Here is a 10,243-nt window from a genome sequence, read left to right on the forward strand (position 1 = left end):
GCGACGGGTTCTTCCGAATTCTGACACAGCGCTTCCGCGCCCTCGGCGCCAGGCGCGTCAACCGTGCCACCCGTCGGGGGTGGGCTGCGGCGGAGTCCCTCTCGTGATCACTCCGCGGCCCTCGAGCTCGACGACCGCCGACTCGACGACCGCCTCCGCATCGACGCCGGCGGGCGGCGGGCCCGCCTCCTCGAGCACCGCGGCGACGAGACCGGGCAGATCGGAGCCCCGGCCGGCGTGGCGCCAGATCGTCGGGCCGATGCCGGACAGGCGCACGAGGGTGCCGCCGCAGAACACGAGCAGTTGGCCGTCGGCGAGCTCCACCGCGTCGTCCGCAGGGGTGCGCAGGACGGTGCCGGGCAGGGCCTCGCCCACAGGGTCGAGCTGCACGGAGACCACCTCGGACCAGGCGGACGGGGCCTCGGCGCCGAGGGACGCGAAGACCTCCTCGACCAGGTGCAACACGCTTGCGGCCTCGGAGTAGACCAGTCGCCGGACGCCGCCCAGCGCCGAGAGGGTGCGGACGAGATCGGCGATCGGCCGCGGTCGGGCCGAGAGGTACGAGGTCTGCGGCACCAGATCCTCGATCGCGTCGACCGGGTCGACGTGCTCGAGGAAGGGCGTCCCGACGCCGTCGCGGCGCTCGAGCAGCAGGACGCCCGCCAGACGCAGGGGCGCCTCCGGGACCGGTCGGAGGGCGAGCGACCCGGGGGCCAGCTGCGCCTTCGGCGCCGATCCGGTCAGCGGCTTCACCGACAGCGGCTTGGGATAGGGCAGGACGCGCCCCTCCGGGGTCACGCCGACCGTCTCGTCGGTGACGTAGCCGAAGCGGGACCCGAGCGTCCGGGCGATGGTGGTCTTGCCGGTCCCGGAGGCGGCGACGAAGGCCAGCACGCGGCCGGACTCGTCGGAGATCCCGCAGGCGTGGAGCATCAGCAGGTCGGCGCGCCGGGCGCCGATCGCCTCGAGGGTCAGGGTCGAGGTCAGGGACTCCTCGAGCTGCGCGAGCGTGGCGCTCGAGACCCGGGGCGAGCCGTCGACCGGGACGGAGGGATCGTGCCCCACCTCGGCGAGGACGTCGCGTGCTCCCGCGTCGGGCTCGGACCCGCAGGCGGCCCAGCTGTCGGCGATCCGCGCCGCGTCCTCGTCGCCGACGCCGCGTCCGAAGACCACGCGGAACGGGGTCTCGAGGACCGAGACGGACAGGGTGCGGGGCTCGGCGCCCCTCCCCCCGGCGATCAGTACGCCCCGTCGCGGGCGAGGACGGCGCGCGCGGTCTTGAAGAGGATGACGATGTCGCCGGTCATCGACCAGTTCTCGACGTAGTACAGGTCGAGGCGGACGGTGTCCTCCCACGAGAGGTTCGAGCGTCCGCTGACCTGCCAGAGCCCGGTGATGCCCGGCTTCATCAGGAAGCGGCGGTGCACGTGCTCCTCGTACTGCTCGACCTCGCGGGCCAGCGGCGGGCGGGGGCCGATCAGGGACATGTCGCCGCGGAAGACGTTCAGGAACTGGGGCAGCTCGTCGAGGCTGAAGCGCCGGAGGATCGCACCCACCCGGGTGACGCGGGGGTCCTTCGCCATCTTGAAGAGGATCGAGTTCCCCTCCGCACGCTGCTGCGACGCGAGAGCCGCCAGTCGCGCCTCCGCGTCGACGACCATCGAGCGGAACTTCAGCATCTCGAAGGTCGCGCCGTTCAGGCCGATGCGCTCCTGCCGGAAGAGCACGGGCCCGGGGCTGGTGACCTTGACCAGCACGGCGATGACGACGAGCACCGGCGCGCTGAGGATGATCAGCATGGTCGACGCCAGGATGTCGAAGAGGCGCTTGGCGAACCGCTGGCGGCCGTCGAAGCGCGGGGTCTCGACGTGGATCAGCGGAAGGCCCGCGACGGGGCGGGTGTGGATGCGCGGACCGCCGATGTCGGTGAGGCTCGGCGCCACGACGAGGTGCTCGCGCCCGGGCTCGAGCGTCCAGCTCAGCTCGCGGATCCGCTGCGGCGCCAGCTCGTCGGAGCTCGTGACGACCACCGTGTCGGCACCGGTGGCGTCCATCACGGCGCGGACGCCGTCGATCCCGGTGAACCCGTGGACCGCGAGGCCCGAGAGCTCCTGCTCGCTCCGCAGCGCGTCCGCACCGCCGACCGAGGTCGAGACGGCGCCGACGAGCTTGTAGCCGGCCTCGGAGCCGCGACGCAGCTCGCGCGCGGTGTGCAGGACGCTCGCGCGGGAGCCGAGGAGCACGACCTGGCTCGAGAAGCGGCCCGCCCGGCGCTGCCGGGTGAGCCAGGAGCGCCAGACCAGGCGGCCGACGCAGATCAGCACGATCCCGGCGGGGAACGCCGTGATGATGTAGCCGCGCGCGAGCAGGATCTGGAGCAGGTAGGCGATGATCGCGACGATGCCGAAGAGCCAGATGGAGGCGTCGACGACGCGTCGGTACTCGACGTAGCCGGTGCCGACGATCCGGCGGTCGCGCGTGTCGAAGATCTGGAGGGCGAGGAGCCAGCCGACCGACAGGGCGACGGACACCCAGGTGTAGCTGACCGCGATGTCGGCGGGATTCTTGAACCCCAGATCAGAGTTCAGGTTCAGGTCGAACCAGAAGAGCTGCGTGCCGAAGACGGAGAGGACGATCGCGACGACGTCCGTGATGAGCAGCCGTCGCCGGTAGTCCTGCTCCCACGACGGCCGACGCCTCAGCGGTGCCCCTTGCGCCGTCATCGTTTCCCCCGACCTTTCCTGCTGCTTCGAAAGGCGTAATTCCGTTTCCGGTGTTGTCACGTCGTCAGGCTACCCACTTCCTCGTTTCGGAGGGGTGTCGCACCGGTGAGGAACGCTCGACCGGTCAGCCGCGAAGCCGGCCGCGGCTCTCCTGGAGGTAGCACGCGCCGCACAGCGACTCGTAGGTGACCGCCGTTCCGTCGATCGCGACCTGATCGCCGTCGAAGACGAAGCGGCCGTCCACGACGCGCCCGTTGAAGATCGCTTTGCGCCCGCACCGGCAGATCGTCTTCAGCTCCTCGAGGCTGTGGGCGATCTCCAGGAGCCGCCTGCTTCCCGGGAACGCGGCGGTGCGGAAGTCCGTGCGGATGCCGTACGCCAGGACGGGCACGTTCTCGAGGATGGCGATCCGGAGCAGATCATCGACGTGCGACTCCGGCAGGAACTGCGCCTCGTCGACGAGCAGAGCGCTCACGTCGCGCTTCGACTCGGCCAGCACGCGGGCCCGGGCGGCGGTGAAGACGGCCACCGGGTCCCCGTCGGGCTCGAACAGGATGTCCACCGGACGGGTCACGCCGAGCCGCGACACGATCAGCTCCTCGCCCTTCGTGTCGACGGCCGGCTTGGCCAGCAGCACCCGGTGCCCGCGCTCCTCGTAGTTGTGCGCGGCCTGCAGGAGCGACGTGCTCTTCCCGCTGTTCATCGCTCCGTAGCGGAAGTACAGCTTGGCCATCAGGTCTCCTCGGGGCGGGTCCGGAGGCGGGGCCCCCGGGGTGAGCAGGGGCCGGTCACGGGAGGAACCCGTCCTCGCCGGCGCGGCGGATCAGATCGGCCCGGCGGCTCGCGGGCCTGCCGACGGCGACGTACTTGCGGCGCACGCGCTGCAGATAGGTCTTCGCGGTCTCGAACTGCACGTTCATCTTGGCGGCGACCTCGGGGGTGCTCGATCCGGACGCGTAGAGGCGCAGCGCCTCCAGCTCGCCGGCGCTGAGCCGTGGGCGCTGCTGCGCCGCGACTCCGGACGGCAGGGGCCGCCACTGCGCGGACGAGACGTCGGCAGAGCGCATCTCGAGAGCGGCGCGGGTCTGCTCCATCACCTCGGCGAGCGGGCGCGACTTCGCCAGGTGCCGCACGGCTCCGGCCTTCAGGGCGCGCTCGCGGACCTCGTCGTCCTCGCTCGCGGAGAGCGCCACGACCGCGGCTCCGGCCGCCCGGCAGGTCCGGATCCGCGCCTCGATCGAGATCGGCTCGCGCAGCTCGGCGTCCATCACGACCACCTGGGTGGGGAAGACAGCGCTCGTCACCAGGTCGTGCCAGGTGGAGGCGGCCACGACGACCTCGAAGTCCGGGGCGTGGGTGCGGATCCACGCGCTCGTCGCCGCGAGCAGGTCCTCGCGCGGGTCGAGCAGGCCGAGCCGGACCGCACGGGGTGCCGCGTCGCGGGCGCTCCGGGCGGAGGAGCCCGAGGGCTCACCGGAGCGGGTGACCATGCGGACGATCCTAGCCGCGGCCGGGCCCGCCCCCGGCTCAGAACAGCGTCGGCTGCCCGACGCCGGGCAGGATCGCGGCGCGCTCCGGTCCGAGCTCCCCGACCAGCAGCCCGTCGTGCTGGAGGGAGCGCCGCTCGCCGCCGAGGGTCCGCAGCGTCCCGAGCGAACCGAGGGCGGAGGACTTGACGGAGCCGGTGGCCGGGTCCTCCTCGCCGCGCTCGAGCCCGTGCGCGCGCATCAGCGGGCGGATGCGCGCGGAGAGCCAGCGCCGGTACTCGAGAGGCGCGTAGGCGTCGCGGCCCGGGTAGAGCGCTCGGTACTTGTCGACCAGCTCGGGGTGCTCCTGCCCGAGCCACTGCAGGAACCACTCCTTCACCCCGGGCTTGAGGTAGAGGGTCGAGTACATGATCGTGCTGGCGCCCGCCTCGCGGCAGGCCCGGAGCGACTCGTCGAGGTGCGCCCGTGTGTCGGTGAGGAACGGCAGGATCGGCATGAGGAACACCGAGCAGTCGAAGCCGGCCTCCCGTGCCGCCGTCACCGTCGCCAGCCTGGCCGCCGCGGTCGGCGCACCCGGCTCGACGGAGCGCTGGAGGCCCTCGTCGTAGACGGCGATCGAGACTCCGAGGTCGACCGGGACGTGCTCGGCGGCCTCGCGGAGCAGCGGCAGGTCTCGCCGCAGCAGCGAGCCCTTCGTGAGGATCGAGATCGGGGTGCCCGAGGCGGCGAGCGCGGCGATGATGCCCGGCATCAGCCGGTAGCGGCCCTCGGCGCGCTGGTACGGATCGGTGTTGGTGCCGAGTGCCACGGGGTGCCGCTCCCAGCTCGGCTTCGCGAGCTCCCGGGTGAGGACCTCGGCGACGTTCACCTTCACGACGATCTGCGAGTCGAAGTCGCGGCCGCCGTCGAACTCGAGGTACTCGTGCGTGGGCCGGGCGAAGCAGTAGGTGCAGGCGTGGGTGCAGCCGCGCATCGGGTTGATGCTCCAGCCGAACGGCATCTTCGAGGAGGTGTGCACGCGGTTGAGCGCCGACTTCGCGAGCACCTCGTAGAAGGTGATGCCCTCGAACTCCGGCGTGCGCACCGTCCGCACCAGGTCGGTGAGCTTGACGAGCCCGGGCAGCGCGGCCTCGTCGGCCGTGCCGATCGACTGCCCGCTCCACCTCATGGAGCCATTAGAACATACGTTCGAGCGGGTCGCAGCCGATCAGACCGAGGCGGACAGCTCCAGCGTCTCGGCGGTCGCGGTGACCGTCTGCTCGGCCTTCTCGGGCGCGTCGTTGAGTGTCGAGCCGTAGCTCGGCACCAGCGCGCGGATCCGCGGCTCCCAGGCCTTCATCCGGTCGGGGAAGCACTTCTGCACGATGTCGAGCATGATCGGCACGGCGGTCGAGGCTCCGGGCGAGGCGCCGAGCAGGCCGGCGATCGTGCCGTCCCCTCCGGTGATGACCTCGGTGCCGAACTGCAGCACGCCGCCCTTCTTCTCGTCCTTCTTCATCACCTGGACGCGCTGGCCGGCGGTGATCAGGTACCAGTCCTCGTCGCGGGCGGTGGGCAGGAACTCGCGCAGGGCCTTCATCTTCTTGCCACGGCCGGCGAGCACCTCGCCGATCAGGTACTTCATCAGGTCGAGGTTGTCGCGGGCGACCGCGAGCATCGGGCCGATGTTGTGCGGCCGGATCGACAGGGGCAGGTCGAGCCACGAGCCCCGCTTCAGGAACTTGGGCGTGAAGCCCGCGTAGGGGCCGAAGAGGAGGGACGACTCGCCGTCGACGACGCGCGCATCGAGGTGCGGCACCGACATCGGGGGCGCGCCGACCGCGGCCTTGCCGTAGACCTTCGCCTTGTGCCGGGCGACCAGCTCGGGGTTGTCGGTGCGGAGGAACTGGCCCGAGATCGGGAAGCCTCCGAAGCCCTTGATCTCGGGGATGCCCGACTTCTGCAGGAGGTGCAGCGCACCGCCGCCGGCGCCGACGAAGACGAAGCGGGCGGTCACCGACTGGGGCGTGCCTCCGACGACCTGCTTGAGGTCGAGGCGCCAGGTGCCGTCCTTCTGCCGGGTGATGTCGGTGACCTCGCGGCCGGTGTCGAGCGTGCCGCCGTGGGCGACGACGTGGTCGAACAGCTGGTGGGTCAGCGAGCCGAAGTCGACGTCGGTGCCGGCCGGCATGCGCGTCGCCGCGTAGGGGCCGCCGCCGGCGGGACGCTGCTCCATCAGCAGGGGCGCCCACTCGTGGATGGTCTTGACGCTCTCGGTGAACTCGATGCCGGCGAACAGCGGCTGGTCCTTGAGGGCCTCGTAGCGCTTCCGGAGGTACTCGACGTTGGCCTCGCCGTGCACGAAGGTCATGTGCGGCGCCGGGTTGATGAAGCTGGAGGGCTCGCGGATGTCGCCGGACTCCACCAGGCTCGACCAGAACTGGCGCGAGATCTGGAACTGCTCGTTGATCTGGATCGCCTTGGCCGGGTCGACGGAGCCGTCGGCCGCCTCGGGCATGTAGTTCAGCTCGCAGAGGGCCGCGTGACCGGTGCCCGCGTTGTTCCACGGGTTCGACGACTCCTGCGCCACGTCGCCGAGGCGCTCGTAGGCGGCGATCGTCCAGTCGGGCTGCAGCTGGGTGATGAGGGCGCCGAGCGTGGCGCTCATGATGCCCCCACCGATGAGGGCGACGTCGACCGGTTCCGAGGAGTTCACGAGAGTCGAGTTTACGCTCGCCCGAGCACGCCGCGGCGGGGAGGGGCCCCGCTCCCCCATCAAATTCGCGGCTTTTCCACCCGGAAGGGGCCGGAGCGCTCGGCGCCGGCCCCGTCCACGCCGGTCAGGACACGGGCTGCTTCGCCGCGATGAGCTCGGCGATCTGCACGGCGTTCAGGGCCGCGCCCTTGCGGAGGTTGTCGTTGCTGATGAAGAGCGCGAGGCCGCGTCCCTCCGGAGCACCCTCGTCGGCGCGGATGCGGCCGACGAAGCTCGGGTCCTTGCCCGCGGCCTCCAGCGGAGTCGGCACCTCGCGCAGCACGACGCCGGGCGCGTCGGCCAGCAGCTCGCGAGCACGCTCGGGGCTGAGGGCGGAGGCGAACTCTGCGTTGACGGAGAGCGAGTGGCCGGTGAACACGGGGACGCGCACGCAGGTGCCCGAGACCAGCAGCTCCGGGAGCTCGAGGATGCGGCGGCTCTCGTTGCGGAGCTTCTTCTCCTCGTCGGTCTCGTTCGAGCCGTCCTCGACCAGGCTCCCCGCGAAGGGGATGACGTCGAAGGCGATCGGGGCGACGTACTTGTCCGGCGCGGGGAAGTCGACCGCCGAGCCGTCGTGCACCAGGTCGAGCAGGTGCTCGTCGGCGACGGCGGCGCGGACCTGGCCGGCCAGCTCGTTCGCTCCGGCCAGTCCGCTGCCGGACACGGCCTGGTAGGTGCTGACGATCAGGCGCGTGAGCCCCGCCTCGCGGTCGAGGACCTTGAGGATCGGCATCGCGGCCATCGTGGTGCAGTTGGGGTTGGCGATGATGCCCTTGACCGCCTGGTCGATGGCGTGGGGATTCACCTCGCTGACGACCAGCGGGACCTCGGGGTCCATCCGCCACGCGCTGGAGTTGTCGATCACGGTGACGCCGGCCGCGGCGAAGCGGGGCGCCTGCGCTCGCGAGCCCGTGGCTCCGGCCGAGAACAGGGCGATGTCGAGCCCCGACGGATCGGCGGTCTCCACGTCCTCGACCACGACGTCCTCGCCGCGGAACGGCAGCGTCGTGCCCGCCGAGCGGGCGGTGGCGAAGAAGCGGATGGACGCGATCGGGAAGTCGCGCTCCTCGAGGAGGCGGCGCATCACCTTCCCGACCTGGCCGGTCGCGCCGACGACGCCCACGTGGAGGGGGGTGCTGCTCATGCTGTGCTCTTTCGTCCGTGCGGCGCGCGGGCCGCTCGTGGCGGGGGGATCGAGGGAGAGGGTACCGGTCGCTCCGGCCGCTCGGGAGGAACGGCCGGATCGCGAGGGTGTCCGGCCGTCAGCGGCCGGTGCCGGCGTAGACGACGGCCTCGTCCTCGGCGTCGAGCCCGAAGGCGGTGTGCACGACGCGCAGGGCCTCGTTCACGGTGTCGGCGCGGGTGACGACCGAGATGCGGATCTCGCTCGTGGAGATCATCTCGATGTTGATCCCGGCCTCGTAGAGGGAGCGGAACAGCTTCGCGGACACGCCGGCGTTGGTGCGCATCCCGGCGCCCACGAGCGCGAGCTTGGCGATCTGGTCGTCGTACTGCAGGGACTCGAAGCCGACCTCGTCCTTCTCGGCGTTGAGAGCCATGAGGACCGTCTGGCCGTCGGCCTTGGGCAGGGTGAACGAGATGTCGGTGCGGGCGGTGGCCGCAGCCGACACGTTCTGCACGATCATGTCGATGTTCGAGCCGGTCTTGGCCACGATCGTGAAGATCTGAGCGGCCTTGCCCGGGATGTCGGGGACTCCGACGACGGTGATCTTCGCCTCGTTCAGGTCGGCGGCGACTCCGGCGATGATGGGCTCTTCCACGGCTTGTCCGTTCTGCTCGGCGCCGGCGGTCTCGGCGTTGTAGACGATGGTGCCCTCGTTGGGGCTGAAGGAGGAGCGCACGTGGAGCGTGACTCCGTGGCGGCGGGCGAACTCGACGGCGCGGATGTGCAGCACCTTCGCTCCCGCGGCGGCCAGCTCGAGCATCTCCTCGCTGGTGATGCGGTCGAGCTTGCGGGCCTTCTTGACGACCCGCGGGTCGGCGGTGAAGACGCCGTCGACGTCGGTGTAGATCTCGCAGGTGTCGGCGCCGAGTCCCGCGGCGAGCGCGACGGCGGTGGTGTCGGAGCCGCCGCGGCCGAGGGTGGTGATGTCCTTCGTGTCGCGGTTGAAGCCCTGGAAGCCCGCGACGATGACGACGGCGTTCTCGTCGAGCGCCTCGCGGAGGCGGACCGGGGTGATGTCGACGATGCGGGCGGCGCCGTGCTGCGCGTCCGTGATCATGCCGGCCTGGCTGCCGGTGAAGGAGCGGGCCTCGAAGCCCATGCTCTTGATCGCCATCGCCAGCAGCGCCATCGAGATGCGCTCGCCCGAGGAGAGCAGCATGTCGAGCTCGCGGGGGGCGGGGATGGGAGTGACCTGGTGGGCGAGCTCGAGCAGGTCGTCGGTGGTGTCGCCCATGGCCGAGACGGCGACGACCACGTCGTTGCCCGCCTGCTTGGTGGCGACGATCCGCTTCGCGACCCGCTTGATGCTCTCCGCGTCGGCGACGGAGGACCCGCCGAACTTCTGGACGATCAGGCTCACGTGCTGCTCCCGTGTCGGTGGCTGGACCGCCGTCGCGACCCGACGGGCGAGTCTACCGGTCGACCGCATGCCGGAGCGGTCATGCGACTCCGGCGGCCGCGTCAGTTCTCGACGAGCCGGCGGCCCTCGAAGGCGCGGCCGAGGGTGATCTCGTCGGCGTACTCGAGGTCTCCGCCGACGGGCAGCCCGGAGGCCAGGCGGGTGATGCGGATGCCGAGGGTGCTGAGCATGCGCGAGAGGTAGGTCGCCGTCGCCTCGCCCTCGAGGTTCGGGTCGGTCGCGATGATGACCTCCTGCACCTCGCCGTCCGCGAGCCGCTGCAGCAGCTGGCGGATGCGGAGCTGATCCGGGCCGATGCCGTCGATCGGGCTGATCGCGCCGCCGAGCACGTGGTAGAGCCCACGGAACTCGCGGGTGCGCTCGATCGCCGGGACGTCCTTCGCCTCCTCCACGACGCAGATGACGGCGCGGCTGCGGCGCGGATCGCGGCAGATCCCGCAGGTCGCCTCCTCCGCCACGTTCCCGCAGATGTCGCAGAAGTGCACACGGCCGCGCAGCTCGAGCAGGATCTCGGCGAGCCGGGTGACGTCGAACGTCTCGGTCTGCAGGATGTGGAACGCGATGCGCTGGGCGGACTTCGGGCCGATGCCGGGGAGCCGGCCGAGCTCGTCGATCAGCTCCTGGACGATGCCTTCGTACATGCGGTCGCCTCCTCTCGGGTGGGGCGGACGGGGGTGGCGGTGCAGGCGGCGG

General features: G+C 71.3%; 9 protein-coding genes. All 9 read right to left on the reverse strand.

What is annotated here, in order from left to right:
• Window positions 1-57: 57 nt before the first annotated feature.
• The 9 genes from C5C63_RS06310 to recR all read right to left on the reverse strand — a co-directional run bounded on the left by C5C63_RS06310 (window position 58) and on the right by recR (window position 10,191).
• Entirely contained in the window at window positions 58-1,173 is a 1,116-nt protein-coding gene (locus C5C63_RS06310; protein ID WP_104325703.1) for a hypothetical protein, read from the reverse strand.
• Window positions 1,174-1,238: 65 nt separating this feature from the next.
• Window positions 1,239-2,723: a sugar transferase gene (locus tag C5C63_RS06315; RefSeq protein WP_104325704.1), complete on the reverse strand. Its 1,485-nt coding sequence runs from the start codon at window positions 2,721-2,723 to the stop codon at window positions 1,239-1,241.
• 124 nt (window positions 2,724-2,847) lie between these two features.
• On the reverse strand, window positions 2,848-3,456 hold the full coding sequence (locus C5C63_RS06320; RefSeq protein WP_104227256.1) for a thymidine kinase: 609 nt from the start codon (window positions 3,454-3,456) through the stop codon (window positions 2,848-2,850).
• 55 nt (window positions 3,457-3,511) lie between these two features.
• Window positions 3,512-4,213: a LuxR C-terminal-related transcriptional regulator gene (locus C5C63_RS06325; protein ID WP_104267500.1), complete on the reverse strand. Its 702-nt coding sequence runs from the start codon at window positions 4,211-4,213 to the stop codon at window positions 3,512-3,514.
• A gap of 37 nt (window positions 4,214-4,250) precedes the next feature.
• A complete protein-coding gene (locus C5C63_RS06330; protein ID WP_104233745.1) occupies window positions 4,251-5,378 on the reverse strand; it encodes an Rv2578c family radical SAM protein in 1,128 nt (375 codons plus the stop codon).
• Window positions 5,379-5,417: 39 nt separating this feature from the next.
• Window positions 5,418-6,965 (reverse strand): malate:quinone oxidoreductase, encoded by a 1,548-nt coding sequence (locus C5C63_RS06335; protein WP_104233746.1) that lies wholly within the window; start codon window positions 6,963-6,965, stop codon window positions 5,418-5,420.
• 64 nt (window positions 6,966-7,029) lie between these two features.
• Window positions 7,030-8,088, reverse strand: coding sequence for an aspartate-semialdehyde dehydrogenase (locus C5C63_RS06340; protein ID WP_104227259.1), 1,059 nt, complete (start codon window positions 8,086-8,088; stop codon window positions 7,030-7,032).
• Between the two features lie 118 nt (window positions 8,089-8,206).
• Window positions 8,207-9,490 carry an aspartate kinase gene (locus C5C63_RS06345; RefSeq protein ID WP_104222160.1) on the reverse strand — a complete coding sequence of 428 codons (1,284 nt, stop codon included), beginning with the start codon at window positions 9,488-9,490 and terminating at the stop codon, window positions 8,207-8,209.
• 101 nt (window positions 9,491-9,591) lie between these two features.
• Window positions 9,592-10,191 (reverse strand): recombination mediator RecR, encoded by a 600-nt coding sequence (recR, locus tag C5C63_RS06350; protein WP_104222157.1) that lies wholly within the window; start codon window positions 10,189-10,191, stop codon window positions 9,592-9,594.
• Between the last annotated feature and the right edge of the window lie 52 nt (window positions 10,192-10,243).

Origin of the sequence: Rathayibacter sp. AY1B8 (assembly GCF_002932775.1) — a bacterium.
In the GTDB taxonomy this organism is placed as follows: Bacteria; Actinomycetota; Actinomycetes; order Actinomycetales; family Microbacteriaceae; genus Rathayibacter.

Excerpts from the sequence above, each read along its gene's own strand:
- C5C63_RS06315 (WP_104325704.1), bottom strand. The coding sequence starts at position 2,723 with ATGACGGCGCAAGGGGCACCGCTGAGGCGTCGGCCGTCGTGGGAGCAG.
- C5C63_RS06340 (WP_104227259.1), bottom strand. The coding sequence starts at position 8,088 with ATGAGCAGCACCCCCCTCCACGTGGGCGTCGTCGGCGCGACCGGCCAG.
- C5C63_RS06320 (WP_104227256.1), bottom strand. The coding sequence starts at position 3,456 with ATGGCCAAGCTGTACTTCCGCTACGGAGCGATGAACAGCGGGAAGAGC.
- recR (WP_104222157.1), bottom strand. The coding sequence starts at position 10,191 with ATGTACGAAGGCATCGTCCAGGAGCTGATCGACGAGCTCGGCCGGCTC.
- C5C63_RS06325 (WP_104267500.1), bottom strand. The coding sequence starts at position 4,213 with ATGGTCACCCGCTCCGGTGAGCCCTCGGGCTCCTCCGCCCGGAGCGCC.
- C5C63_RS06335 (WP_104233746.1), bottom strand. The coding sequence starts at position 6,965 with ATGGGGGAGCGGGGCCCCTCCCCGCCGCGGCGTGCTCGGGCGAGCGTA.
- C5C63_RS06330 (WP_104233745.1), bottom strand. The coding sequence starts at position 5,378 with ATGAGGTGGAGCGGGCAGTCGATCGGCACGGCCGACGAGGCCGCGCTG.